Below are 23,891 nucleotides of genomic sequence, written 5' to 3' on the forward strand. Positions count from 1 at the left end.
GCTGGATAAGACGAATGGCCGGCGCACGAGACGCTGGCCGCATGTGGTCGAGACGCCGGGTTAGTTGCCGGGGTTCTTGACCATGCCGCGCCAATCGATCGCCTTGGCGGCGAAGTCGAGCCGGCCCTTGATCTCGATGCCGTCAACCTCGAAGCCGAGCCGGCTCTCGGTGTAGAGGCCCTCCTCGCCTTCAAGATAGGCGTATTCGATGGTGTCGATCAGCGCCGGGTCGGCGAAGACGTACCAGGCATTGCCGGACAGCCGCGCCTCGGTGATCTGCAGCAGCGAGCCGGCGAACGGGTTCACCTGGGCGTTCTGCGTCGGATACAGGGTCGTGGCCAGGAACTGCTGGCACTCGGTTTCCTTGTCCGGCGACACCACGATAAAGGCCGGGGTAAGGTTCAGCGGCTCGGCATCGGCGGCCTTGAGTGCGAGGCCCTTCTGCTTGCGCATCAGCGACCGCGCTTCGTTGAGCGAGGGGATCGCGATCGCAGCGCCCGTGCCGAGATTGCCGTGCTTGGCATCGAACAGCGGGGTGTTGTCGCCCATCTGCGGGTTGCTGAGGACGATCGCCCAGAACAGCGAGGACTCGGTTTCGGCCGCGGCACGGCCGAGTAGCATCGGGAGGCGGTCGAAGGCGCCGAGATCGTCGTTGATCAGCGACTGCCGGGTGATCGCGACGATACGGCCATAGGTGGCGAGCGCGTACTGTTCCTTGCCGTCGCCGAGCGCCGCATGCTGGTACTCGCCGCCTTCCTTGATGGGCTTGAACTGCGGCAGGTTGGACAGCTGCACGATCGCGCGGGCCTTGAAGTCGGGCGCATTGTTCTGGCGCGACAGCTTCTTCCAATGCTGCGGCGCGACCTGATAGGCCATGCGCAGCCGCTTCGAGACGACATTGGCCAGGATCGCCGGGAAGTCTGACGTCGCCATCATGCCGCCGGCACGGGTCAGGCCGGAGTCGAGCCCGAGCAGGCGTGTCGCCAGCTCCATCTTGCCGAGGCCGCGCAGACGCTGGCCAGTGGTCTGCTCGAAATAGACCCGGCCCATCTCCATCAGCGACATGCCGCGCCATTCCCGTGCGGCGTCGTCGAGCTGGACCGCCTGCGGATTGGCGCGATGCAGGATCGCGTTCTCTAGCGCGGCACGCATGGTGTCGCGCTCGTCGGTGATCACCTGCACGCGCGCCGAGATCGGGGTCTCCGCGGCGCGGGCCGCGATGGCGTTGAGCACGGCCGAGCGGACCGTGTCGACCGCGGTGCCTCCGTTGATGTGGGTGGCAGCGAAGTCGGCCGGCATGCCGTGGCGCAGGGCGAGCGTGGTGATCTCGGCAACGCGGGCGCGCTCGGCCTCGACAGCGCTGCGCACGGCGCCGTCGGTCGCGGCCGGTTCGGCGACAGCGACCAGCGGCGCCGCGCGGGTTTCAGTCGCTGCCGGGCTCGCGCCTGGCGTCAGGGTCTCAGGCTCCATTGTGGACTCCCTCTGGTCGGGCGCAGCCCGCTTGATGATGATGGGAAAGGTTTCGTCGGTGCCGCGCACCTGGGCGCCGGCATCTGCCGGGATCGTGACGAAGGACACCTCGAACGGCGTCCATCGGGTGGCGATGCGCTTTTCGACATCGCCCTTTTTCTGCGGCTCCTCGACCCGGACCTCGTCAATCGCGTAGCCGACGGAGACGTTGCGGATGATGCCCTCGGACACCATCGCGAACATGCGGTCCGCGCCGTCATCGACGCCCTTGCTCGGAAAGCGGATCAGCGCCCGCCCCTCGCTGCCGTCGATCCAGGCCTTTTCGATCACGCCAACCTGGCTTGCCGTGCGGTAGGCCGAATGGCTGTCGAGCGCCGGCGCCCCGGCATTGAGCCTGGTCAGGTTGACCGCCGCGCGGGAGACTTCGAGGATCTCGTCGAACGGCACGGACGTATCCCAGCCGGTCCAGCGTCGGCGCCGCACGGCTGCACCCGTGGTGAACGTGACCTCGACGGTTCGCTTGTCGTGATCGACAGATCCGACCGGCAAATCGCGCGTCTGCATCGGCAGCGCCGCCGGATCATTTGCCGGGCTTGCCGCCGCCGGATTTGGTTTCGACATTGGTGTTGACCTCGGTTTCGGACTCGTTGCGCGCGCCGCCCTTGGTCGAGGCGAGCGCAGCGCGCGGATCGGTGTCGAGAACGATCTTCCGGCGATCGATCTCCTTGAACCACGCTTCGATCTCGTCGAGCTGCGTGTCGGGATCGACGCCCCAGGCGAGCACGAATTGCGCCCAGGTCATGCGGCCGGAGCGCACCGCGAGGATGTCGGCCTGCATTTCCTTCATCGGATCGATCGGCTCATTGGCCGGCATGATCCATTCGACGGGATAGCCGCCATCCCGGCGCGGCAGGATGCCCGTATCCTGCGCCAGCCCGATCCAGGCCTCCCACAGCGGATCGAGCAGCATCGCGACAATGGTCAGATGCTGAAACTGCTCGATGACGCGCCGAAACTCGATCTTGCCGGCCTTGAGCGAGGAGAAGTTCGCCCGCGTCAGATCGCCGGTGAGCTGGTCATAGGTGAGGCCCGCACCGGCGGCGAGCGCCTGGAACGTCGTGCGCAGCACGCTGTCGAACTGCATCGACGACGACGGCGAGACCGCCTGCACCTCCTCGCCCTGTTCGAGATAGGCGACCATGCCCGGCGCGAAATTCTCGATGCGCCGCTGATTGCCACTGCTACCCGCCTGCTGCGTCGCCTGCGCCAGAGTGCGCGCCGAGCTCGTGGTCTTGACGAAGGCGGCGAGGCAGGCCTCGATCCGCGACTTGACGACGATCGCCTCTTGCAGGTCGGCGACGTCGCGGCCCGTGAGCATGACCGGCGCGAGCCATGGCACGCCGCGCCCCTGCCCGATCCGCTCCTTGCGGTAGGCGTGCAGCATCTCCCGCGCGGGGATCCGCACCGAGGCCGACGGCATCACCAGGCCGCGGGCGCCGGGATGGACGGGGAAGATCCAATAGGCGCGTCGCTTGCCGTTGAGATCGTATTCGATGCCCTGATCAACGACGACGCCCTCGGTGTCGACCGCATTGGCCGCTGGCCGCTCCGTCATCAGCACCTGGTCGCGCGAGGCGTCGAGATGATCCGGCTCGAGCAGCTGGATTTCGAGCGGCACGACGCCCCTGGTGACGCTGTCCGGCGGCACCGACACCAGCCGCGCCAGCACCTCGCCGGACTCGACGATGCAGCCCGCTGCGAGCGCCAGCAGGCCGTCGAAATTGAGCTGCCCCTCGCGGTCGCATTGCTTCGACCATTTGCGCCAGGCCGCCTTGACGCGCCGGTCCAGCGCCTTGTTGCCGGTGTTCGGCTTCGGCATGATGCCGGTGCCGACCGCATGCGCCGATGTTACCGACTTGATGCGGGTACCCCACCAGGTGTTGCGGACGAGATCGCGCGAGCGCGCGCGCAAGCGGTGCAGTGCCGCCTTGGTCTCGACATTGGCCGAGGCGTTGGTCGCGCGCCAATTGTCGGTCCGCCTTCCTCCCATCGCGCCGTCATAGTGGCGCACCTGGTCGAGGCTGACGCGGGCAGCCGCCCGCCGCAGGCCGGCCGTCGGCGCGAAGAACGCGACGACGCGATCGAGCACATTCATGTCGGAAGCCTCAATCGCGGCAGTGCCGAATGTAGGAGACGCGCGACGGCGCCGCCGAGGGCGACACCTCCTTCACCAAGTCGTCGAGGGTGGCGATCATCTCGGCGCGCGAGCGATACTCGACCTCGCGGCTATCCGGCCCCGAGCCGAACTTGACCCGCCGCGCCCCGGTCGCGATCGCCGCCTTGAGCGCGTCGATGTCGTCCTGCGTGTAGGCCATCGCGCATCACCGCCGGCTGATGATCTTCGCCACGTTCTCGAAGCCGCGCTTGGCGAAGTAGAAGCTGACGATGAGGTTGGACGTCGTCGCCGCGAAGCCGGCGAGCGGGTCCGTCGTCCCGAGCCCGAGCAACTTGTCGTAGATCAGGAGCTTGCCGAGATAGGCAGCCACGAAATAGCCCATCAGCTTGTCGGGCTCATACCAGCGGCCAAGCTCGGCGATCCGGTATTGCGTGATCGCGTTGGTCTCAGCCGTTTGCGCTGCGATCTCGGCCGCGGCGAGGTCTGCGGCCGTCTTGGTGTCAGCCACGCCGGCCGCGACCTTGGCCTTGTAGGCCTCGATCAGGCCCTTGATGACGGGGCCGCCGAGGAAACTGAGGATCGCCATCCACATCGGGTCACGCCCTCAACAGCGAGCGCACGCGCGCAGCAATGGTGACCGCCGAAATCCCAGCCAGGATGTAGCCGAGGATCTGCGGATTGCTCTGCAAGGCCTGCGTGACCTTGTCCTTGAGATCAGCGTCCCCGACGGCCGGTGCGACCTTGTCGAGCAGCGCCAGGCCCGAGCCGATGCCGCCGAGCACATAGCCCCACAGGACCGTGATCGACTTGCCGCAGACGGCCCAGACCTTGGCCCAGAAGCCATCGGCTTCAGCGTAGAACGTCTGGAACGCCGGGATGCGATGCAGGATCGGCCGCAGCAGCAGCGCATAGGCCGCGACCAGGCCGGGGATGAAGGCGAGCACAAAAAGGATCTTGCCGAACATAAAAGGTTAGCTCCGCTTGAAGGTGAGGACAACCGCTCGGACCAGGCCAGCGACGAGATCGCCGATCGAGCCTTTGGCGGGATGGGCGATCGACGGCCGCGGTGTCGGCGTCGCCTGCGAGGGTGGCGGCACTGATGGAACCGACGGGATGGTCGGGAAGATCGAGGCGTCCAGTTCCTTCATCGCCAGCAACAGACCAGCGCATCCGAGTTGGCGGTCGACCACGGCAGGGTCATAGACGCCATCGCGGACATATTTGCCCGACCTATACTGATCCGTGCCGGCCCAGACGTACGGCGACGGCACGCTGCGTCCCGCATAGCCCAGCCCGTTGTACTGTTCGAGCAGGGTCAGCGTGCCGCCGATCGACCAGTCCTTCCAACGCGAGGGATAGGGCGAGCAGTTGACCAGCGCGTCGACCGCAGCGTCCTCCCAGCTCTTGAAAGGGCCACGCCCGGCCGGAACGTGGATCGACACGCGGTCCCACGGATCGCCTTGGGCCAGCGACGCAGACCAGGACTGGCTGCTTTCGCGCTCATGGATAACGGCGATGACGTACCAAGGCACACCGGTCTGCGCCGATACGGCTTGATAGCGTGGCTTTCTGACAGCCAGGCGACGGACGGCGACGGAGAAATCGCGCGTCAGTTTCGCCTGCTGCCAGCGCGCAAGATTGTGCGCCTTCAAGGCAGCGAGATCGGTGGTCATGGAAGGCTCCAACAGAAAAAGCCGCCCGAAAGAGCGGCTTTTGAGGTGGATGGAATCGAAATTGGCAGCAGCGCGGTGCCGCCGCGATGTTGTATCGTACGAAACAGACCAGCGGCACCGCAGCAGCCAGGCGCAGGAGTCGGATATTTCACCCTCGGGTGGCCGAGCGGACCGCTTTTGCTCTGTCAAGGATTACGGCTAGGCACCCTGAAGAAGACTTAGCCATTCAAGTTTGGCGTCTGACCTGATCCACGATTGACTAGTCATAATCAGGCTCTGTGCAACTGCAGCAAGCCACCGATGCCAGTGATATCGAACTCTTCGTCGCGTTGATCGTGTTTGCGTGGGTAGGTCTTAGGTTGTTCAACTAAGGCACAGGTTCCGACCGATTGGTAGGTGCATAGAAGCTTAAATTGTGAGATCAATACCGGCATTGCAGCTCAATCTCACCGAGCATTCCCTCGGCAGCCCAGCCACTCACTTTGGAGAACAACGCATGCGGTGGTCCAGCTTAATTTGCCTAATAATCTTCTCGCTACATTCGGCAGCAAATGCACAGACGTTCAACCTTCCAGAAAGCATCACGTCTGAATTTCGCGGAGATGCTAGGCCCTCAACTCCGGTCGCCCCGTCACCAGGCCCAACAATTCCAACAGCACGAACGAACAATTTTCTCGGTCGCGGCTATAACGGTCTTTCCGCGGAATTTCGAGCAACGTGCCTGACCGGTACTGAATCCTCATCCGGTGGTGATGCGAAGCGGGTCGACTACTCTATTCACATGGCTGGCTCTTCCGAGGAATACCGCTCCGACGTGAACATGAGTGCGGGAGCTTCATTTGGGCTCGGTAGCTGGGGAGGTGACGCCTCTGTCTCGTACTATCAGTCATCCGCGCGGAGCTCGTTCGTCGACCACGTCGTTGTCCGAGTTGTGGTAACTGGACCTGTTTTGACCCTAACGGGTCCAAAGCTTACTTCAGACGCTAGGACTTTGGTCAAGAACAAGCTCGACTTCTACCGAAAATGCGGCAACCGTTACGTCAGCTCGCTCGCGGTAGGCGGCGAATTTTCTGCCGTCATCGACATCGAAACTAATTCGGAAACGGAGCGCTCCGATCTTCGTTCTACAATGAGCGTAGTCGCAACGGGGTACGGGTCTGCCAGCGCCTCATATGCCGCAGCGATGCAAAAGATATCAAACTCTTATCAAAAAAATATCCGGATCATTCGCAATGGAACCGGTGAAGCCATTCCGTCCCTCACGATCGATTCTTTGGTGAACTATTCGCTAGCATTCCCAACAAAGATCAACGCCGTGACCGGCGCTCCTATGTCATTGAGCTACGCTGACTACCAGACCATAGATCCCAGCATCGAGACTTATCGGGACCAGGAGATTGTGGTCTCGGGTATGGCGAACCAATTTGGCGATTTCTTCGAGCTATTGGGCGACTTAGACTATTACTCCAAACACCGTACAACGGGATCGTTCTATCCTCCACTCGGTGACGACGAATTACAGCGATATCGGGGTGAACTTTCCGTTGCAACGATCAACGCCAAGCTAGCGTTCAATGCTTGCGTCGAAGATCCAGGCAGGAAGTGCACGCTGGCGTCTTTCCCAGCGGTGACGATCAACGCACCTAGGCCAGCTCAACAGACGAGTCTCGATCCGAAATCTGGCGCGTATCAACCGGTCGGTACTGCTGGAAAAGGAGAGAACAAGACCGTCATTGTCATCGGCAGCTGGAGTGCATGGGACAATGGAGAGAATCTGTGGTGGCCCCCGGAGCGCTGCTGTTTTGAGATCAGGATTGAAGGTGAAGAAGGGCCGCCTGTGACCAAGCCGTACACTGGTCCGGTCAAATTTACTGGGCCTGCTCGCGTCTCGGTCCATATAGGCGATTCAACTTACGGCGACAATCGCGGTCGCGGCTTAGCGGCTATCGTTTATTAAACTAGAGCGTTCGCTGGTTCTACAAACTGTACCTTCGCCCGTTCAGAGCCTTGGGAATAGTCGTGTCGCGGCGCGACCGCATTATGCATGCCGGCCTCACGAGTTGCTTTGGTCGCGCCGCAAGGAAGCAAAATTGATGGGCTTGTACCTTAGTTGAGGACCCAAATATTAGAGGCTAATTCCGGAGGGGCCGAGGAAATCGTATCTCCCCCGATTGATAATTTCTGCTTCAGGCCCTACTCGGACGTATGTCGAGGTCGGCTATCCGACCGCTGTCAGTCGAACAGCCGACCTCCAGCATCCTATGGCCTCGAGCCTATCGGCTCAACCATCCGCTGGTATCGCGGCCAATCCAGTTTGAGCCTCGCAGTTCCTCCTGCGACCCGGGCGCCGGTGCATCAAAGCTGGCGTTGGCGGGCAGCTCCGGCGGCTCAATCGGCGGTGGATCAGCCGTTTTGGTGGCCGCGACCGCTCTCTCGACAGACGCCTTCTCATACTGCACGGACGTTGTTGGTGCAGGACCGGCCGCAATCTGCACGGCAATTGGACGCGGCGCGAACAGATCACCTTGCGCGATCGAAGGTGCCCGCTCGCGGGCCAGGACCTTCCATTCCTCCTCCGTCATCGACGACAGGCCGAGGTGATCGGCGATCGCCATGTTGTAGACGCGGCAGTCGAGGAAATGGTTGTCCTGCGTCCCGCGCGGGCGCCATCCTCTTGTCATACGTCCGCGCGAGCGGATTTCGGCGAGGTATTCGGCCGTGACCTGCTTGAAATACACCTCGTCCAGGAACTTGCCGAAATGGCAGTAGCCGGGCGGATCGACCTCGCGCCCGGCCGATTTGCCCTCGCGTCGCAGATCCTCGTACCAATGCCCCTTCAGCGACCAGGTGCCGACCGGCCAAAGCTTCACAAAGCCGAGCTTGCGGCCGTTGAGATCGATATCCTTGACACTCGGCGTACCGATCGCCGGCAGGTGCCAGCCGTCGCGGCCGTCGACCGCGTAGGCGTTGTGGCGGGTCGTGCACCAGAGATAGACGACATGCGAGCGGAAGCCGGAGTCGACGGCGAAGCCGTCAACGCGCCGCTTACCACCGAAGGCATCGGGCCATTCGCGGTCATAGAGCTCGGCGAGCTTCAGGAACGCGCCGGCATTGGCGTTGGTGGTGTCGCCCTCTAGCACATCGACGTAGAGCACCCATGACTCGCGGTTCGGCGCCCAGGCGACAACCTCGACATAGATACCGTTCATCTGCACGTCGGCGGCTGCCGTCAGCATCAGGCCGCGCGGCGGGATGCGCCCGCGCGGATAGTCCTCGCGCCGCTCCATGAGCCTGACGTGGTCGGGCGCATCGCCCTTGATCTCGAAGGCCTCGCCTAGCGTAAGGTTGTAGAAGGCCTTGAGCTTCGCCGGGTCGCCCTGCGCGTTGAGCCAGCGCTCGGCGATCTTGTCCCAGGGCACGAACGGCGAGGACATCGCGTCGATATGGTACGACGGAAACCGCCCCGGACCTGGCGCGGTCGCGACCCACGCACCACCGCGCACCAGTTCGTTCTTCTCGTGCGCCTCGATCACCACCCCGCAGCACGGCGCCACATAGTGCGCCTGATAGGGATACGCCTCGTTGAAACGGAATTGCGGCCCGAACCGAAACGGAAAGGCGCCGCCACAATGCCGGCAGGTGACGTGCCAATAGCGCTGGTCGCCGGAATTGAACTGCTCGTCGATGTAGCAGGCGCCCTTGACCGTGGGCGTTGAGATGTTGACCTCTTTCCAGTCGCCAGTGGCGAGGAACGACTCGTAGCGCGCCTCGATCATGGTGTGCGGCGAGCCCTGGCCGTCGAGATCGGCGGGATATTCGCTGGCCTCGTCCTTGATGATCTTGCGCTTGGTCTTCGAGCGCAGATCGGCGGTCGAGTTGGCAATCGCGAGCGCCATCGAGCCACCCGGATATCGCTTGAGGTACGTCGTCGAGCCCTCGCCCGAGCGCGACACCTGCGGCTTGACCTTGGCTTTCAGCGCTGCCGATTGCTCGATCGCCGGGTTGAGCTTGTCGGCGATGAAGTCGGCCAGCGCACCGTCGGTCGGCTGCACCAGCAGGATGCCGCCGCTCGGATCGGTGTCGATCGAGGATCCGACGATCGCGATCGCCATCACCGTAAAGCCGGTCTGCGCGCTCTTGCGGATCACCTCCTTGTTGACGGCCGAGTCCGGTCCGCTGTTGTTCAGCGGCTCGACCACGTAAGGCGTCAGCGCCGGGTCCCATTTCTCGTTGGCGCGCGGCCCGTCCGGCACGATCAGGTTTTGCGCGGCCCATTCGGCCGGCAGCACCTTGCGCGGCGGCGCGACCAGCGACCGAATCTCGCTGACGAACAGCGCGACACCGGAGTTCTTGAAGTGCAACATGGTCCGGCCTGGTTATGCCGGCTAGCCCGCCTCTCCCGGCTCGATCATTGATGGCTGCGCGGTCGCCTCGATCGCGCCCATCGCCTCGGCGATCGCGGCGCGGATGTCGCGCGCGATGTCCTTGAGCGCGGCACGCGCGCCCTGCGCGCCGTCCTTGACGGCCGCTGCGGCCACGGTTTCGGCGGATGTCGGCAGGCGGTCGACGATCCGGATGATGGCCTCGGCGGCCTGCATGCCGGCTTCCCTCACCTCGGCGACCGGCACCAGCCGGCCGAGACGCTCCTCAAGGTCGAGGAATTTCAGGTCGGCCGCATATTGCGCCGCGCGCGCTTGGTGATCGCGCAGCACCGGTGAGGCCGGCATCTCCCAGGCCTCGATTTCCGCCCGCGTCTCGGCAGCGCCTTCCTTGACCGCATCGCCGACCTCGCCGACCGCCCGATCGAACTGCGCGAGGTTCACCAGCTTGGTGCCGTTCGGCCCAGGTCGCGTTTCGAGCCGACCCTCGCCGACCAGCGCATCAACCCGTTTCGCTATCGCCTGCCGCGATTTCCCCTTCTGTCGCGCTATCTCCGACACCGACAGCCACAGCCCGGCATCGAGAGCGAGGAGGCCATCCATGCGTGTCAACCTGTCAACCGTGTCAACCCAGAATCCAACTCTTGCGGCTGGCGAATTTCCGGGGCGCGCTTGGGCCGTGCGCGGCCGGGGGGTGGGGAAGGACCCGCGGCCAACCAAGCACTGCTCACCTGAACGGCTAGCCCAGACGTCTGGCCTTCTCAGAACCGATCGCGTCGAGAGAAACTTTGCTTCCGGCGAACGGCCGGCACGGATTCACCTGCTGTCTACTCTAGCCGGCTATAAATAACGCGGACCGGAGCGGAACGAATCCTCGCGTACAGTTGACGAATTCAAGGCTTACGCGCGAAGATAATTAAGCCTCTTGAGCTGCAATCAACGGAGCAATGTCTTGTCTGCTGAAGGATTAGAGACGGGGACGCGTTACTGGGCCTTGATCCTACCGGCGATTGGTCTAGTCGCCGACGCGATTACAATTCTTGTATTTCTATTCAGTTCTGTCTCTGCCCCATCCACAAGCGGGTCTAAAGTTCCGTGGGCGGCAATCGTCCTGACGCTACTTGCATATTCATCGCTAGCGGCCGGCTTTGCGTTCAACTATGTGGCGTTCATCCGCCAGCTCGGAAATCTGAAAAACCTTACGCTCTCTCGCCAGCCAAAAAATCATCGTGCTGCCTTAGTCGAAGAGCTACACTATAACATCAATATTGGGGTCCTAGTTGTTGTGGCTACACTATGGATACCGCTCTTCCTGTTTTGGTTTTTTGCATTCGTCGGATTTGACGGACCCGACACAGCAATCCAAATCATTTACGGCACAGTATTTGCCGTTCCCATCATCTACTTTTTCAGTCGCGGGCTATTTCAAATGATGATCGGTCCACAAAAGACGATTTTAGCAGTACGATTAGGCGTCATAGTTGAGTAGCGAAATTCGCCAACTGAGTTGAATTGACGCCTCCCTTGATGACTCCCGAACAAGACGGAGAGAGGTAAGCCGCAATCCAATTCTATTTTGCCGTGCTCTCGACTACGCGCGACCGCCGAGGATAACCGCGATCTCGTGCTGCAATCGCGCGGGCAGGATGGTGGCGACCGAGCGCAGGAAGGTGTCCTTCGTCACGCCCGAGATCATCTCAGTCGGGATGAACAGGCCCGACCGCTGTCTCGCGATCGGAACACGGCCAGCGCCCGTGCGCTTGAAGACCTGGCCGCCGAGGTCGAGGGCGACCCGATGCGGAAAGCGTCCGCCCTTGATGAAGGTGCCAGTAAGCACCCGACGATGATTCCAGGGCGCAGCGGAGACGCCCTTGCGCGTCTCGCGCGCGCCGAAATACTTCAACGACACGTCGCCGCCGCGCGACTTGAGCGCATAGGTCGAGCCGCTTGGCTTCTTCTTGACGGCCCGCACGATCACCGGGCGCTTCAGTCCGGTCTGCGCCGTCAACGACCGTACGACGCGGGTTGCCGTCATATCGCCCGTCCGGCGCACGGCGCGGCCGATCGCCGCCGGCGCCTTCTGCTTGGCCAGCTCGAACAGCTCGGCCAGGTGCTCGACCTGCGATGCGTCGATTTCGAGCGTCGAGAACGCCATCGCTATGACCTCTTGAGACTGGCCCGGAGGCTCACCAGCCGCTCGGCCGCCGCCGTACGCAACGCGCCCGAGCGCGCGTCCTCGATCAGGGTACGCGACACATAGGCCGCCGACTGAGCAGCGCTCTTGGCATCACCACGTACGGCGGCGGACACGCCACGCACGATCGCTTGCTTGCGTTCATTGCAGCGGCAACCCATGGCATCCCCGGAATGGTAATCGCCACACCAGCGCCGGCTTAGCTCGCGGGTGATCACAAACGCTGTTGCTCGGTGCGAGAGCGCGCGGTGTGGCGATGTTCGAATTTGGAAGCAGCAGACGTGCGCAAAGCAAAAGCCCGATCTCGCGACGAGACCGGGCTCCAAAGCTCCGCTTCAGGCCGAGATATCGGCCTTGCGCATCGGATGATCCGACTTGACCCCGTTGTTGCGGCAGAGTCCGCTATACCGGTTCAACCTGGTTCACTGTCGCGTGGACGCGAACCGTGCGCTTCATGATTTCGGTCAGTATGGTGAGTCGGCCTCTATCGTCAACGTCCGACACCTTGCCGCTGAAGCCACCTAGCACGTCGTCGAGCAGGAACTTCACATCCTGCCCGATCTCGGGCAGCCAGGACGGAGGCTCGCTCTTGCGCCGCCGCGCGAAAAACCTCTCGCGCTCCCGCGTCTCGATTGCCTGGATCACCTGCATGCCGAGTGGCCGAACGACGGCAGCACGCTCTCCGAAGATCAAGAACGGGCTCGACTGCATGCCCGGGGCAGTTCGGATCAGCGGCAGCATGCGCCCGACGACGTCCTCGGCGACGAACAGCATGCGCGGAAACAGCGGCAGCGCAACATCCGGTCGATCGAGCCGTTGCGCATAGGCCTTGGCCGAGACGCGTGCGGCACGAAAGATCGTCGGCAGATAGAACGGCACACGGCGAATGCGGAGATTGGCCTGCGCCGTCAGCTCGCGCTTCGGCTCCGCAAGCAACACGAAATAGCACTGGTCTGGTCTCGGTTCGACACTGTCCGATTGCGCGCGCATCACCATCCCCTATCTGAAATCCGCCAAGTCCCGATCATCGACCTCAGGCGGCACCGGCGGCCCGGTCGCAATGCTGCACAGCTCGCCGCTGACCTTCGGCGGCCACGGCCATGGTGCGCGCGAGCCCGCCCGGAAATGCCTGCGCACCGCCCGCTCATCGAAGAACGGTTTCACGAACCCTTCCCAGGCGCCGGCCTGCTGATGAGTGAGATCGACCCATGCCGACTCCTCCGGCACGCGCGCGAGCGCCATCAGCTGCGCCGTCACGGCGCGCGGAAAGCTGACAGACCCGTCGCCTGCCCTGCAGTAGATCTTGCGGAACGCATCGCCGCGTCCGACCATGTCGTGCAGCGCCCTGATCGCCTTGGCCTCGGCGCTGTCGCCGGGGTGAACCTTCGCCACGGGCGTGGCCTCGGCCTGCGTCAGCAGCTCCCATCGGCGCTCTTCCAGATAGCGCCATCCCGCCGGAATCGTCTTCCGCCCGAGCCGCTGCAAATGGTCGAGGAACGGCCCGACGCCATCCAACGCGGCCTTCTGCTGCGCCTCGTTCAGCGCAGCCGCGGCGTAGGCAATGCGATGGCGATCGTCGGCGAACGCGGACGGCCAGCGCTGCTCGAATGCGGCGATGAACTTCGCGTTTCGGTCGCGTGCGCGCGCGTCTCTCTCCCGTTCAATAAGGGGACGTTCTAAGGGGTCGTTCTTGGTGCCCACGTATGTGTGGGCACCCGTGCCCACACATGGCTGGGCACCCGGGTGCCCGCCTGGCTGGGCACCCCCCTGCCCACCGGTGGGCACCCCCTCCCCCTCGGATGCACTTTCTGCATGACTGTCGTCGTCATCGCCTTCGGGATCGTCGTTCGATTGGGATTCCCAATCGTCGCGATCGAGCACCACGCGATACATGTAGCTGTTCGACGGCTGACCCGCTTCGTTGCTCCACGGCGGCCGCTTCTTTTCGACCCAGCCGGCCTCGACCAGCCGTTCGAGCGAACGCTGCACCGAGGCGCGCCCGCAGCCGAGCTGCGCCGCCATCTTGACTTGGCTGCGCCGGCACCAGCCGGCCTTGTCGATATGGCAGCCGAGCAGCCCGATCACCTGCAGGTCGCGCGGCTCCAGCGAGCGATCGAAGATCGCGCCGGCCGGGATGATGGAAAGACGGGGACGGCTCATGTCACGATTTCCAGGAAAGAGCAGACGCACGCACGCGACGACACGGAGGAGGCTCGACGAGCAGGTTCAGCGTCCGCAAGCCGACGCCTCCTCAGGGCTGCAAGCCGGCGTCTTGCCGGCGCGATCGATCCGCTCCAGCTCGCGCCAATATTCGGTCCAGTAGATCGGCCGGTCGCCCTGCCATTCCTGGCGCCCGACCTTCACGACGTCGCAGCGGAGGCATTGCTGCTCGGTCTTGTTGATGAAGCGGACCTTGTCGCCCCAGCGATGGCGCGGCGAGGTCACGCGACGACCCCGCGGCGATATTCGATCGGAACGCCGATGAACTCGGCCATGCGAATGCCGGCCGCCATGCCTTCCGAGACTCCGCGGTCGACATAGACAACCACGGCGTCAGCGAGATGCAGCCAAGCGTGCCCGGCGTTGATGCCGTGCGCGCGTTCGCGCGCATCATTGTCGTCGAGCACGGCAGGTTGCGTGTAAAGCAGATGCGAGGCGAGCGGCGCCTCGCCGCGCAGCAGCGCATCCCGCACGCAGGCCCGCGCATAGGCGACATTGTCCGCGACGTCGCCGGCATAGGGCGACTCGAGAATGACGCGGCGCATCTGGCGTGGCGCAAGCGTCTGATGACGTGGAATGGCGGTCATGCCTTGAGCCCGGATGGTTGGACGGTTCGCCGCAGGAACGCCGGAATATCGAGCCCGTCGGGCAACGCTTCGGCCCGCGGCCGGCTCGCAGGCCGTTGCGGCGGGAGTGGCAAGGCCTTAGCCGCGATCGGCGACACCTGCACCGCGGGCGCCTGGTTGCCCCACAGGGCCCAGCCCGGCCGCGCGCGACGGGCGTTGAACTCGACCTTCGGCGTGTTCGGCCAGTGCAGTTCGATGATCTCGTGCAGATTGTCCGGCTTCTCGCTGTGCGCGCCGACCGGCGCCGAGAAGCTGCTGCGGAAATGCGCCGTGGCCGGCGGCACCACCTTGCCGCGCACCCCCACCAAGACGATCTCGTGCTCCCCGGTGAACCAATAGCCGGGACCGCGCGCGTTGCCGCTGCGCTGCTTGTTCCAGACCAGATTGGTGACGTAGCGGAAGCCTTGGAGCTCCATCACCTTGATCGCGATGGCGAGATGCGGCCCCGTGGTCCATTTGAACAGGATGCAGTCATCGGCCAAGCAGGCGAACCGCGCGGCGCAGCGCGCGACGATCTCCTCCGGCGTGTGCGCGTCCTCCGCGGTCTCATAGTGCATCGAGGGATGCCGCTCGGTCCCGGTCTCGCGCGACCAGGCCTCATGGTCCCATTCAAAGTCTTCGATCGCGATGCCGTAGCGGTCCGGCAGCGCCTGGATCTTGCGTCCCTGCTCTGCCTCTCGCTGCGAGCGGCGCTCGCGCTTCGCCTCGATCTTCTCCTTGCGGATCTCACGGATGACCGGCGCCAGCGCTTTCTTGGTTTCCGGCGTCAGCCTGCCCTCGGCATCGCGCGGCAGGCTGGCGACGATCGCGGCCTGCCGCTCGGCCGGCTGCGCTGCGATCTCGGCCGCGGCCGCGACCGATACCCTGCCCTGCTCGACGGCTTGCGAAATCTCCGGTGCCGCATGCGCAATGACGGCGCGGGCGCGGTCGATGCCCGCGACGTCCGATTGCGTCATCCTTGCCGCCTGGTCGCGGCTAATGTTCGCAATTTGCGAACATTCCGCCGGGCGCCCCTGCTTCAAGGTGACGAGCTTGGCACCGACCATGCGGCGCTGGTCGTCGGTCAGATGCCGGCGCCGGAAGTTCTTGGACAGGACGTAGTCGAGCGGGTCGCCATCGATCCTTGGATCGAACCGCTTGAAGAGATGGCTGGTCGCCGGATCGAGCTGCGCGAGGGGCAACGGCTGTCCGTGCAGGTCGACCGCACCCCAGCCGTCGCCGAGCGCCTCCCCGGTCGACATGATCCAGACCAGGGCGCGATAGCGGTTGCGGCCGTCGAGGATGGCGCCGTCGAGAAGGTCGATCCGATCGGCCAAACCGGTTTGGCGGATGTCCTCCGCGAAATCATAGAACTCCTGGCCCTCGATCAGCGGGAACAGGTCGGCATAGGGATGAACGGACAACGTCACGGCTGCCCCTCCACCTGGTCGATATGCAGCGTGATCGCGTCGGCCGTGACGGCCGTGAGCTTCTCGCCATGCGCCAGGCAAAAGACGGCAAGCGCCGCGGCGACATGCGCCGGCACGAATACCGCGACGCCCTGGTGACCGAAGCCAGACAGCGGGCCGCCGGGCGTCAAAGCGCTCAACTCGCCACGCTCGATCAACGAATGGATCAGCCGGTTGGCATTGTTCGGATTGCAGCCAAGCTTCGCCGCGAGTGAGCGCCGGGACGGCATCACGCCATGCAACGCCACATGCTCGGTGATCGCCTGCAACGCTTCCGCCATCCGCGGCGTCACTCCGAAGCTCTCCCCGGTCATGAAGCCTTCCGCTTGTTCATGAAGTCCTGGAACAGCGGCGGCACGTATTCCTCGGCGAAGGATTGGCCGTCGGCCGTGCGCCACAGCCGCATCGGCACGCCGCCGACGCTGGCGATGATCTCACCGTTGACCGGGATCAGGAGCTGCAATGCCTCGATCACCTGCTCGCGGCCAACGCCATCTTGCGTCAGCCGCCGCACCTGGACATGCAGCGGATGTTCGGCCGTCATGCCGAGCGCGTGCATGTAGATGTCGTCGACCGACTCGGCCTCGGCCAGCTCGCTCGGGTCCTTCTGCCGCCGCTTGATGATGCGGCGCATCGACTTGGTATCGTAGCCCTTTGCCTTCGCCTCGGCGAACAGCACCTTCTGCTCGTCCCTGAGATCGACGATCTCCTGCACCAGGCGCTCGATGCGCTCGATGTAGGATTTGAGCTCCTCGCGGGTTTCGGTGGTGGCGAGGTTACTCATGCCGGCACCTTCCCCAGCATCGGGTCGGCGCGTTCGGCTGCCAGCTTGAACAGGCCGGCGATCCTCAGCGCGCGCTTCGGCGTCGTCGCGATGTCCGCGAGCGTCCGGCCGTCGGCGCCGCGAATGCGGACCCGCACCGAAAGGTCGTCGCAGACCGACAGCTCCAACACATGCTGCAGCGAACAGATCTGCTCGCTGTCGATTTCGGCTTCTGCCGCCCGCATGCCTCACCCTTCCCTGAGATTGTTTTCGAGCGAGGCCAGCCGCCGCGCCGTGTCGTTTTGCTGCTGACGGAGGCGTGCAATCTCGCGCACGCTGCGCACGCTCTTGGCCCAGGGCGCCTGCACGCCCTCGATCAGGGCGTCATGCACGCGGTCGCCGATGTCGGAGCGCAGCAGCCGCGCGAGCGCTTCGCCGCTCGGCGACGTGTGGCCACCGAGCCAGCGCTCGGCCGTCGAGATGTCGCAGCCCGTGCGCGCCACGATCTCGCGCGGACATTTACGGCCGAAAATCCGCTTCAGCTCCAGCGCGACAGGCAAGAACCACCCGCACTCCTGCGGGATTCGGCCCGCATCGGCGCGGTTCCGCCTTTTTGAGGCCGGCTCGAGTGCTAGGCTATCGGCCATCGCGCCTCTCCTGCTCGGAGGGAGCGGGCTTGATGCCCCAGAGAGCCGGAGAAGCCGCGAGGCCGCGTTCTGCTAACGCACGGGAGAAAATCAGGAACGTCGAATAGGGAAGGTTCCCTCGGGCGCGGGCGTTCGTAATCGAATTTTGGCGGCTATAGCCCGCAAGGAGGGCCGCTTTGCGGGTGCCTCCCAGCGCGTCGATAACTTCGGTCGCCGTATGGAGCTGTTTGGGGCGCGAATCACTCATGCCCTCAAAATATTACACGCTGTGTGTATTTTTCAACTCGGACAAACGGTTGTTATGCAATGTCGGGCATTTTGAGCATCTTCCACAGCAAGATGGCGGACGAAATCGTTGAAATCGGCAGGCGGCTACGCCGCACACGCGAGGCCATGAAGCTCAACCAGGTGATGTTCTGTCGCCTGGTTGGCATTCAGCAGCAGGCCTGGAACAATTATGAACGGGGCACGCGACGGATCTCCCTCGACCAAGCCCTTCGTGTCTGCAAAGTAACCGGCGTCTCGCTCGATTGGATCTATCGCGGTCTGGCCGCGGGCCTTCCCGTCAACATCATCAACGGACTGCAGGAACAGCTAGACGAAAAGAACTAATCCAGCGCCGGAGGGCCTCCACGCTGCGCGCGAGCGGCGGGAGGGCCAGGGCGAGGCCGAAAAAGCCCACCATTGCAACAGCCTCGGTTGAGCTTGGGAAGCTGAATCCGACGGATAAGACCGTAAGCACGTAGCCGTGCGCGATGGCGGCTGACACGGCAAAGACGACACCGTAGCCGGACCCCAATACCAGCGACGTCAAAATAATACCTACAGATAACACCCATCCGGAAATGGCTTCCACACCTGTGAGCCAGGCAACACTGATGGCCGTCGGCGCAAAGGCGGCTATCAGCGCCACCGTTACAAATGCGGCCCTTCCTGCACCGAAGGGATGATCTCCGCCACCGCAACCGCCGGCGACAGAGACCCCTTCCGCCAAAGGCATGACCTGATCGCTGCGACCGATCTGCGCGACCTCCGCCGGCGCACGCACCAAGAAGTTCTCCAACAGATCTTGCGCCTGCGCCAAGGTTGCGCGTGCTTCGTCAACATTTTCAGGCAGTTGCACGGCAATCTGCATTGCAGACCGGCGCACGCTGTCCGTTGTAGTACCCAGCTTTTTCAGCATTCCCATATCCTCAAGCACAAATACACCTTGCGTGTAACTTTGTGAGTTTGTTACACGCAAGGTGTAATCGGCACGCAAGCGGCTTGAGGTGAAGATTTTGATTACGTCGGGGCGAAATGTCGTTTTTGATCGTGCTGATCTCGAACAACATCAGCCGCAGCAGGATTGCGGGGATAGTTCGCGGCAATCTAGGACCGCGTTAATCAATTTACGCTCGGCGGATTTTCGTCCGGCCGACCTTAGCGCCCACGCGGCCTTTCGCGGCAAGACCACCTTCCTGATCGACGGCCCCTTGATGGGCACAGAGGAGCGCCGCCGGGCCGTACTCGAGAACATGGCACGTGACCTCTACGCGGCGCGCGAATGCAGCGACGCTGGAGATTCACGACGGCTGCTGCTGGCGAAAGGGCACAACCTCATCGACGTCCACGTGCTGCACGCCGAAGCCATCGCGCTCGCCAGCGCGTGGCTCGCCGGACCGCCCTCCGAGGTCACCGCGACCGCCGCGAAGCAAGCCGCCACGCGCGAACGATAAGCCGATCCCAACCACCACAGCGAGAGACAGCGATGCCGAAAAGCGCCTCTATCAAGAAGCCACGCTCCACGACCGAGACTGATGCGAAGATCGGCAGACGCATTCGCATGCGCCGGCTCGAGCTCGACATGAGTCAGACCGATCTGGCGAACGCCGTCGGCGTTACGTTTCAGCAGATCCAGAAGTATGAGAGAGGCACCAACGGCATCCGCGGATCCCGGCTTGCCGCCATTGCCGCCGCGCTGCAGGTCGACCTTCCCTTCCTGTTCGCGACCAAGGACGCGGCGCCGGATGACACCATCGGCGACAAGTTCATCACCTCGCAAGAAGGCATGCGCATCGCCAAGGCGTTTGCGCAGATCCCCGAGAGCACCTGCGCAACGATCGTGAAGCTCGCTGAGGCGCTGGCAAACGAAAATTGGGGCCTGCAATGACCCCACCCGCGCGACCGTTCGCGAGCCAGGGGTCCTCCGTCGCCGAACTGCGGCTCGGACATGCAGCTGTTGCGACTCCCTCACGGAAGAAGGTGCCCGACCATCGCGAGCGGGCCTACGCACCGCGCGGCCTGCGCCGCGCCGCCGCCGCCGACTGGGTCGGCATGTCGCCGACCAAGTTTGACCAGCTGGTGGCCGAAGGCTTGATGCCCCGCGGCAGGCTGGTGCGCGGCTGCCGGGTCTGGGACCGGTACGAGCTTGACATCGCCTTCGAGAACCTGCCCGATGAAGATGAGGCCGCCGCGGTCGTGCCGGCCACCAGCGGCTGGGACAGCGTCGCCTGATTTCCTGCTCCGAGGTGAGGTCCTCGTGCCCCCGATCGACCAGCGCTATTACTACGAAGATCGCGATCGCCACGGCAACCTGAGGCGCTACTTTCGCAAGCGCATCCCCGGCACAGGCAAGTTTCGCAAGGTGCGCTTGCGCGAAGAGCCTGGCACGGCCGCCTTCCACGAAGAGTTCGCCGCGGCGATGGCCGGACGGCCCTATCAGCGGCCGGACGCTGCGCCACGGCCACCAGCGCCGCCCCGCGTGGTCGAGCGCTCGCTGCGCTGGCTGATCCAGAAATATTACCGGGAATGCCTCGAATTTCGCGGCTACGACGTCGAGACCCAGAAGAACCGACGGCGCATCCTGGAAGCGCTGTGCCGCGAGCCGGTGCAGGAAGGTGCCGAGCTCGAAGTCGGCGATCTCCCCTGCGACATTCCCAAGTCAAAGATCCAGGTGCTGATCAACCGCAAAGCGCTGACCTCGATCAACTCGGCGAACCACAGGCTGAAGGCGCTGCGCAAGCTGTCGGAATGGGCGGTCAAGACCGAGCCAAAGCTGATGGCCGCGAATGTCGCCAAGGAGGTCGAGCTGCTCGACGTGCCGAAGACCGGCGGGCACCATACCTGGAGCATCGACGAGATCCTGCAGTTCAAGCAGCGCCACCCGGTCGGCAGCAAGGCCTATCTGGCCCTGGCGCTGTTCATGATGACGGGCCAGCGGCTGTCGGATGTAGCGCGCATGGGCCGGCCGCACATCCGGAAGGCCGAGCACATGAGCCCGCTCTTGCGCCAGGTGCATCCCGGGCGTTGGCTCGATTTCCGTCAACGAAAGAACCGCACGCGCAGCCCGGTCGACCTGGTGATCCCGATCCTGCCCCAGCTTGAGGCCGTGCTCGCGGTCTCGCCGCTCGGCGAGTTGACCTTCCTGGAGACCGAGCACAAGCGGCCATTCACGACCAAGGGGCTCGGCAATTGGTTCGAGAAGCGCTGTATCGAGGCCGGCGTCCCCGGACGCGCCCACGGGCTCCGCAAGGCCGGCGCGACCATTGCAGCCGAGAACGGAGCGACGCCGCACCAGCTCAAGGCCATCTTCGGCTGGAAGACACTGCAGCAGGCGGAACTCTATACAGAGAAGGTTCGCCAGCAGCTGCTGGCTGGCGGCGCCATGGGACTGCTTACGTTCACTGGCAAGATTTGACGACCTTCGACGTCGCGTTAGCAGGCTGTGTCGCCGTCCCCCTTCGAGGTCAATACGACGAAGCCCAATTCCCAATAGCAACGTCAAGTGGCTCCCGTGTGCCGCGACGGTTTCCTGAGCCATGGCCGAGCAGCACTATGTCTGTTCGGCCGCAGGCGGGTTCGGGAAAGCGAAAACCTCCAAGCGCCGCTGCTGAAGAGTGATGAGAATCGCCGCGCGCGCAACAATGAGGTGCCGGGTTCAGCCCGTCAGCTCTGCGGTGTCATACGACATGCCCGCCGCACACGGCCTCATCAATCCGCCTCCGGACACTGATGCGAGGCAACAGGCGCCACGCCGCAGTAGCATTACGGATGCTAAAAGTTAGGGAACGTAAAATATCATTTGATCAAAAGTCTGGAGGAAGACCGAATTCAAGGAGCGAACTCAATGCTGTTCCGGAAGGCCGGCGGCAAGGCCGACGAACTTGCCCTCCTCGCCAGCAAGGCAATTACTGCCAACGTAATGGTGGCGGACGAAAACCTCGACATCCTCTTCATGAACCGCGGTGTCGAGGCGCTGCTGCGGACGGCCGAAGCCGACCTGAAGAAGTCGCTGCCGAATTTCGACGTGAGCAAGCTGATCGGCACCAATATCGACGTCTTTCACAAGAACCCTAGTCACCAGCGCCAGATGCTCAAGGCGCTGACCTCTGTCCACCACGCGACGATCAAGGTCGGGAACTGGACCTTCGACCTGATTGCCACCCCGCTTTTCAGGGATGACGGCAGTCGCGCCGGCACCGTCGTCGAATGGGCGGATGCCAGCATACGCCTGCAGAACCAGGACTATGCCGGCCAGATCGCAGCCATCGGCCGATCGCAGGCCATGATCGAATTCAAGCTGGACGGAACGATCATCGACGCCAACGAGAACTTCCTGCAGACCATGGGCTACACGTTGGCCGAGATCCAGGGGCAGCATCATTCGATGTTCGTGCCGCCCGAGCAGCGTGACGGTCAGCAATATCGCGAATTTTGGGCTGCCCTGAACCGCGGCGAATACCAGGCCGCGGAATTCAAGCGCGTCGGCAAGGGCGGCAGAGACGTCTGGATCCAGGGATCATATAATCCGATCCTCGACGATAAGGGCAAGCCGTTCAAGATCGTCAAGTTCGCCACCGACGTGACGAAGCAGAAGATGGAATACGCGGATCTCCGCGGTCAGATCGAATCCATCGGTAAGTCCCAGGCCGTGATCGAGTTCGACCTCGACGGCACGGTGATCTCCGCCAACAAGAATTTCCTCGACGCCCTCGGCTACTCGCTGCCAGAGATCAAGGGCAAGCACCACTCGATGTTCGTCGAGCCGGAAGAGCGCGATGGTCACGCCTATCGCGAGTTCTGGGCCGCGCTGAACCGCGGCGAGTACCAGGCCGCGGAGTACAAGCGAATCGGCAAGGGCGGTCGCGAGGTGTGGATCCAGGCCTCCTACAATCCGATCCTGGACCTCAATGGCAAGCCGTTCAAGGTCGTCAAATATGCGACCGACATCACCAGGCAGGTCAAGATCCGCATGGGCAACGAGCGCGTGCGGAAGATGATGGAGTCGGTCGCCGCCGGTGCCGAGGAGCTCAACGCCTCCGTCCGCGAGATCTCAACCGCCATGCTAAAGTCGAAGGACACCGCCATGAGCGCCGTCGATCGAGTGTCTTCGGCCGACGCCCAGGCCAAGCGCCTCAGCGACGCGGCTCAGGCAATGAGCGGAATCGTCGAGATAATCAGCAACATCACCGGCCAGATCAACCTGCTGGCCCTCAACGCCACGATCGAATCCGCTCGTGCGGGCGAGGCGGGGCGCGGGTTCGCCGTCGTCGCTTCCGAGGTCAAGAACCTCGCTAACCAGGCGAAGCAGGCCACCGACAAGATCGGAATCGAGATCAGCGGTCTGAATCAGATCTCGTCCGAAGTGGTCAATGCGCTCAACGAGATCAAGACCGAGATCGGCAGTGTCGGGGAGTACGTGACGAACACCGCGGTCGCGGTGGAGGAGCAGAGCACCGTGACCAGCGAGATGTCCGCAAGCATGCAGCGTGCTGCAGCAGAGGCCCAAGCCATGACGAATGCTGCCTAGCGCACTTTAGGCGACGAGCTGCACGCCGCGTGGAGACCTGGCAGGTGCCAAACATCGTTCCCTTTCCAATCATGAACTCGTCACAGGCGGCGAGTTCGCCTGTGCCTGTGCTCAGTTCGGATCACTGGCGTCAGCTGGCTGAGCTGCAGCTTGCCCTGGTCGCTTGGCGACGATCCTTGGATCGTGTCGAGCAGTTCATCTCAGATCAGCGGCTGCCGGTCTTAGACCCGCGCTGCGAGGCCATTCGCGCAAATATCGCTCTTGCCGAGGATAAGCTACGCGAGCTCCTGAGCGCCGGTATGAGGCGCGAGAGCGGGCCTCACGAGTCGTAGGGGTTGACATCCGACATGCGGACTAGTCCGCCGCCGGTGAATTGCGGTGCACGAATTCTATCTGGCTCCGCCGCAGAGCTAATGCACCGGAATTCGTGAATCGAGATTCGTCGCCCTCTGGAGTGCCGACCTAGGGTATGGCGCCCGTGGGTTAAAGTGGGTCACAAGCCCT

At 63.5% G+C, this 23,891-nt stretch carries 27 protein-coding genes; 8 read left to right on the forward strand and 19 right to left on the reverse strand.

Features of this window, described 5'->3' with window-relative positions:
• Positions 1-60: 60 nt before the first annotated feature.
• From ACQR1L_RS16120 to ACQR1L_RS16145, 6 genes are read right to left on the reverse strand one after another with little or no spacing between them, the layout of a single operon-like run.
• Entirely contained in the window at positions 61-2,091 is a 2,031-nt protein-coding gene (locus ACQR1L_RS16120; protein WP_434858919.1) for a prohead protease/major capsid protein fusion protein, read from the reverse strand.
• Positions 2,051-3,625 (reverse strand): phage portal protein, encoded by a 1,575-nt coding sequence (locus ACQR1L_RS16125; RefSeq protein WP_434858920.1) that lies wholly within the window; start codon positions 3,623-3,625, stop codon positions 2,051-2,053. Before ACQR1L_RS16125 ends, ACQR1L_RS16120 begins: the two co-directional genes overlap by 41 nt.
• A gap of 10 nt (positions 3,626-3,635) precedes the next feature.
• Positions 3,636-3,845, reverse strand: a complete 210-nt coding sequence (locus tag ACQR1L_RS16130) for a phage head-tail joining protein (protein ID WP_434858921.1) — start codon at positions 3,843-3,845, stop codon at positions 3,636-3,638.
• 6 nt (positions 3,846-3,851) lie between these two features.
• Complete coding sequence (locus ACQR1L_RS16135; protein WP_434858922.1) at positions 3,852-4,238, reverse strand: hypothetical protein; 387 nt, start codon at positions 4,236-4,238, stop codon at positions 3,852-3,854.
• A gap of 4 nt (positions 4,239-4,242) precedes the next feature.
• A complete protein-coding gene (locus ACQR1L_RS16140; RefSeq protein ID WP_434858923.1) occupies positions 4,243-4,611 on the reverse strand; it encodes a hypothetical protein in 369 nt (122 codons plus the stop codon).
• A 6-nt stretch (positions 4,612-4,617) separates the two neighbouring features.
• Entirely contained in the window at positions 4,618-5,319 is a 702-nt protein-coding gene (locus tag ACQR1L_RS16145; RefSeq protein WP_434858924.1) for a hypothetical protein, read from the reverse strand.
• A gap of 991 nt (positions 5,320-6,310) precedes the next feature.
• On the opposite strand from ACQR1L_RS16145, the gene ACQR1L_RS16150 reads away from it, so the two are divergent.
• Positions 6,311-7,276 (forward strand): hypothetical protein, encoded by a 966-nt coding sequence (locus tag ACQR1L_RS16150; RefSeq protein WP_434858925.1) that lies wholly within the window; start codon positions 6,311-6,313, stop codon positions 7,274-7,276.
• Positions 7,277-7,592: 316 nt separating this feature from the next.
• On the opposite strand, the gene ACQR1L_RS16155 is transcribed toward ACQR1L_RS16150, so the two are convergent.
• Complete coding sequence (locus tag ACQR1L_RS16155; protein WP_434858926.1) at positions 7,593-9,683, reverse strand: phage terminase large subunit family protein; 2,091 nt, start codon at positions 9,681-9,683, stop codon at positions 7,593-7,595.
• Between the two features lie 21 nt (positions 9,684-9,704).
• Positions 9,705-10,301, reverse strand: a complete 597-nt coding sequence (locus ACQR1L_RS16160; RefSeq protein ID WP_434858927.1) for a hypothetical protein — start codon at positions 10,299-10,301, stop codon at positions 9,705-9,707.
• A 349-nt stretch (positions 10,302-10,650) separates the two neighbouring features.
• On the opposite strand from ACQR1L_RS16160, the gene ACQR1L_RS16165 reads away from it, so the two are divergent.
• Positions 10,651-11,187 carry a hypothetical protein gene (locus tag ACQR1L_RS16165; RefSeq protein WP_434858928.1) on the forward strand — a complete coding sequence of 179 codons (537 nt, stop codon included), beginning with the start codon at positions 10,651-10,653 and terminating at the stop codon, positions 11,185-11,187.
• A gap of 102 nt (positions 11,188-11,289) precedes the next feature.
• On the opposite strand, the gene ACQR1L_RS16170 is transcribed toward ACQR1L_RS16165, so the two are convergent.
• The 10 genes from ACQR1L_RS16170 to ACQR1L_RS16215 all read right to left on the reverse strand — a co-directional run bounded on the left by ACQR1L_RS16170 (position 11,290) and on the right by ACQR1L_RS16215 (position 17,509).
• Complete coding sequence (locus tag ACQR1L_RS16170; RefSeq protein WP_434858929.1) at positions 11,290-11,853, reverse strand: hypothetical protein; 564 nt, start codon at positions 11,851-11,853, stop codon at positions 11,290-11,292.
• Between the two features lie 441 nt (positions 11,854-12,294).
• Entirely contained in the window at positions 12,295-12,888 is a 594-nt protein-coding gene (gene nusG / locus ACQR1L_RS16175; protein ID WP_434858930.1) for a transcription termination/antitermination protein NusG, read from the reverse strand.
• A gap of 3 nt (positions 12,889-12,891) precedes the next feature.
• Positions 12,892-14,052: a helix-turn-helix domain-containing protein gene (locus tag ACQR1L_RS16180; RefSeq protein ID WP_434858931.1), complete on the reverse strand. Its 1,161-nt coding sequence runs from the start codon at positions 14,050-14,052 to the stop codon at positions 12,892-12,894.
• Positions 14,053-14,118: 66 nt separating this feature from the next.
• Entirely contained in the window at positions 14,119-14,337 is a 219-nt protein-coding gene (locus tag ACQR1L_RS16185; RefSeq protein WP_434858932.1) for a hypothetical protein, read from the reverse strand.
• Positions 14,334-14,699 carry a DUF7768 domain-containing protein gene (locus ACQR1L_RS16190; protein ID WP_434858933.1) on the reverse strand — a complete coding sequence of 122 codons (366 nt, stop codon included), beginning with the start codon at positions 14,697-14,699 and terminating at the stop codon, positions 14,334-14,336. The genes ACQR1L_RS16185 and ACQR1L_RS16190 overlap by 4 nt, the downstream gene beginning before the upstream one ends.
• Positions 14,696-16,147, reverse strand: a complete 1,452-nt coding sequence (locus ACQR1L_RS16195; RefSeq protein WP_434858934.1) for an MT-A70 family methyltransferase — start codon at positions 16,145-16,147, stop codon at positions 14,696-14,698. Before ACQR1L_RS16195 ends, ACQR1L_RS16190 begins: the two co-directional genes overlap by 4 nt.
• On the reverse strand, positions 16,144-16,455 hold the full coding sequence (locus tag ACQR1L_RS16200) for an ABC transporter permease (RefSeq protein ID WP_434858935.1): 312 nt from the start codon (positions 16,453-16,455) through the stop codon (positions 16,144-16,146). Before ACQR1L_RS16200 ends, ACQR1L_RS16195 begins: the two co-directional genes overlap by 4 nt.
• Before the next feature lie 41 nt (positions 16,456-16,496).
• Positions 16,497-16,970: a DUF2312 domain-containing protein gene (locus ACQR1L_RS16205; RefSeq protein ID WP_434858936.1), complete on the reverse strand. Its 474-nt coding sequence runs from the start codon at positions 16,968-16,970 to the stop codon at positions 16,497-16,499.
• Positions 16,967-17,194 (reverse strand): hypothetical protein, encoded by a 228-nt coding sequence (locus ACQR1L_RS16210; RefSeq protein WP_434858937.1) that lies wholly within the window; start codon positions 17,192-17,194, stop codon positions 16,967-16,969. The genes ACQR1L_RS16205 and ACQR1L_RS16210 overlap by 4 nt, the downstream gene beginning before the upstream one ends.
• 3 nt (positions 17,195-17,197) lie before the next feature.
• On the reverse strand, positions 17,198-17,509 hold the full coding sequence (locus ACQR1L_RS16215; RefSeq protein ID WP_316216248.1) for a hypothetical protein: 312 nt from the start codon (positions 17,507-17,509) through the stop codon (positions 17,198-17,200).
• 393 nt (positions 17,510-17,902) lie between these two features.
• Here ACQR1L_RS16215 and ACQR1L_RS16220 point away from each other — a divergent pair, with 393 nt between their 5' ends.
• Entirely contained in the window at positions 17,903-18,208 is a 306-nt protein-coding gene (locus ACQR1L_RS16220; RefSeq protein WP_434858938.1) for a helix-turn-helix domain-containing protein, read from the forward strand.
• Here the strand turns inward: ACQR1L_RS16220 and ACQR1L_RS16225 are convergent.
• Complete coding sequence (locus ACQR1L_RS16225) at positions 18,171-18,779, reverse strand: hypothetical protein (RefSeq protein ID WP_434858939.1); 609 nt, start codon at positions 18,777-18,779, stop codon at positions 18,171-18,173. The genes ACQR1L_RS16220 and ACQR1L_RS16225 overlap by 38 nt on opposite strands.
• Before the next feature lie 88 nt (positions 18,780-18,867).
• Between ACQR1L_RS16225 and ACQR1L_RS16230 the strand changes: the two genes are divergently transcribed.
• The 5 genes from ACQR1L_RS16230 to ACQR1L_RS16250 all read left to right on the forward strand — a co-directional run bounded on the left by ACQR1L_RS16230 (position 18,868) and on the right by ACQR1L_RS16250 (position 23,387).
• Positions 18,868-19,314: a hypothetical protein gene (locus tag ACQR1L_RS16230; RefSeq protein ID WP_434858940.1), complete on the forward strand. Its 447-nt coding sequence runs from the start codon at positions 18,868-18,870 to the stop codon at positions 19,312-19,314.
• Between the two features lie 32 nt (positions 19,315-19,346).
• Positions 19,347-19,748, forward strand: a complete 402-nt coding sequence (locus ACQR1L_RS16235) for a helix-turn-helix domain-containing protein (protein ID WP_434858941.1) — start codon at positions 19,347-19,349, stop codon at positions 19,746-19,748.
• Entirely contained in the window at positions 19,745-20,092 is a 348-nt protein-coding gene (locus tag ACQR1L_RS16240) for a hypothetical protein (protein WP_434858942.1), read from the forward strand. The genes ACQR1L_RS16235 and ACQR1L_RS16240 overlap by 4 nt, the downstream gene beginning before the upstream one ends.
• Positions 20,093-20,117: 25 nt before the next feature.
• Positions 20,118-21,275 carry a tyrosine-type recombinase/integrase gene (locus ACQR1L_RS16245; protein ID WP_434858943.1) on the forward strand — a complete coding sequence of 386 codons (1,158 nt, stop codon included), beginning with the start codon at positions 20,118-20,120 and terminating at the stop codon, positions 21,273-21,275.
• Between the two features lie 429 nt (positions 21,276-21,704).
• Positions 21,705-23,387: a PAS domain-containing protein gene (locus ACQR1L_RS16250; protein WP_434858944.1), complete on the forward strand. Its 1,683-nt coding sequence runs from the start codon at positions 21,705-21,707 to the stop codon at positions 23,385-23,387.
• The last annotated feature ends 504 nt before the right edge of the window (positions 23,388-23,891 follow it).

The sequence above is a fragment of the Bradyrhizobium sp. HKCCYLR20261 genome (assembly GCF_051168435.1).
Classification (GTDB): domain Bacteria; phylum Pseudomonadota; class Alphaproteobacteria; order Rhizobiales; family Xanthobacteraceae; genus Bradyrhizobium.

Coding starts and splice junctions, on each gene's coding strand:
- ACQR1L_RS16205 (WP_434858936.1), bottom strand. CDS start 16,970: ATGAGTAACCTCGCCACCACCGAAACCCGCGAGGAGCTCAAATCCTAC.
- ACQR1L_RS16160 (WP_434858927.1), bottom strand. CDS start 10,301: ATGGATGGCCTCCTCGCTCTCGATGCCGGGCTGTGGCTGTCGGTGTCG.
- ACQR1L_RS16130 (WP_434858921.1), bottom strand. CDS start 3,845: ATGGCCTACACGCAGGACGACATCGACGCGCTCAAGGCGGCGATCGCG.
- ACQR1L_RS16190 (WP_434858933.1), bottom strand. CDS start 14,699: ATGACCGCCATTCCACGTCATCAGACGCTTGCGCCACGCCAGATGCGC.
- ACQR1L_RS16220 (WP_434858938.1), top strand. CDS start 17,903: ATGTCGGGCATTTTGAGCATCTTCCACAGCAAGATGGCGGACGAAATC.
- ACQR1L_RS16155 (WP_434858926.1), bottom strand. CDS start 9,683: ATGTTGCACTTCAAGAACTCCGGTGTCGCGCTGTTCGTCAGCGAGATT.
- nusG (WP_434858930.1), bottom strand. CDS start 12,888: ATGGTGATGCGCGCGCAATCGGACAGTGTCGAACCGAGACCAGACCAG.
- ACQR1L_RS16240 (WP_434858942.1), top strand. CDS start 19,745: ATGACCCCACCCGCGCGACCGTTCGCGAGCCAGGGGTCCTCCGTCGCC.
- ACQR1L_RS16235 (WP_434858941.1), top strand. CDS start 19,347: ATGCCGAAAAGCGCCTCTATCAAGAAGCCACGCTCCACGACCGAGACT.
- ACQR1L_RS16180 (WP_434858931.1), bottom strand. CDS start 14,052: ATGAGCCGTCCCCGTCTTTCCATCATCCCGGCCGGCGCGATCTTCGAT.
- ACQR1L_RS16125 (WP_434858920.1), bottom strand. CDS start 3,625: ATGAATGTGCTCGATCGCGTCGTCGCGTTCTTCGCGCCGACGGCCGGC.
- ACQR1L_RS16120 (WP_434858919.1), bottom strand. CDS start 2,091: ATGTCGAAACCAAATCCGGCGGCGGCAAGCCCGGCAAATGATCCGGCG.
- ACQR1L_RS16140 (WP_434858923.1), bottom strand. CDS start 4,611: ATGTTCGGCAAGATCCTTTTTGTGCTCGCCTTCATCCCCGGCCTGGTC.
- ACQR1L_RS16210 (WP_434858937.1), bottom strand. CDS start 17,194: ATGCGGGCGGCAGAAGCCGAAATCGACAGCGAGCAGATCTGTTCGCTG.
- ACQR1L_RS16225 (WP_434858939.1), bottom strand. CDS start 18,779: ATGCTGAAAAAGCTGGGTACTACAACGGACAGCGTGCGCCGGTCTGCA.
- ACQR1L_RS16170 (WP_434858929.1), bottom strand. CDS start 11,853: ATGGCGTTCTCGACGCTCGAAATCGACGCATCGCAGGTCGAGCACCTG.
- ACQR1L_RS16250 (WP_434858944.1), top strand. CDS start 21,705: ATGCTGTTCCGGAAGGCCGGCGGCAAGGCCGACGAACTTGCCCTCCTC.
- ACQR1L_RS16135 (WP_434858922.1), bottom strand. CDS start 4,238: ATGTGGATGGCGATCCTCAGTTTCCTCGGCGGCCCCGTCATCAAGGGC.
- ACQR1L_RS16145 (WP_434858924.1), bottom strand. CDS start 5,319: ATGACCACCGATCTCGCTGCCTTGAAGGCGCACAATCTTGCGCGCTGG.